The organism is Vibrio sp. HI00D65 (genome assembly GCF_001635455.1).
Taxonomy (GTDB): domain Bacteria; phylum Pseudomonadota; class Gammaproteobacteria; order Enterobacterales; family Vibrionaceae; genus Vibrio.
Map to the genome: position 1 here is coordinate 1 of NZ_LWEH01000533.1, position 358 is coordinate 358.

The window sequence follows — 358 nt, forward strand, 5'->3', positions numbered from 1 at the left end:
AGAATCGCAATCCACTTATACAAAGCACCTTGCTGCTCATCCGGTACCAAGGTTTTGATTGAACTCTTGGCACTCATCTTATTAAGATCTTTAGCAATACCTGACAGCGCCTGCGCCGCCATTACCCAAGGAATCGTCAACATAGCCGATGGCAATGCCAACATACCCAAGGCAAAGACTTGCATCCCTAGGCCAATGTTCATGGTCTTATTGAGGCCAAGACGCGCCCCCAGCCAACCACCGATTAGGTTCGTCACCACACCAAAGAATTCATAGAAAAGGAACAGTGAGGCGATCTCTAACGAGCTGTAACCAAGGTCGTAAAAATAAAGGACCACCAGCATACGAAGTGCACCAT

General features: G+C 47.8%; 1 protein-coding gene. It reads right to left on the reverse strand.

Translation table 11 applies throughout. The annotated features are described in order from the left end of the window. Window positions 1-358, reverse strand: a 358-nt coding sequence (locus A3712_RS23290) for an MFS transporter (protein WP_157618873.1), incomplete at both ends; no start/stop codon positions are given.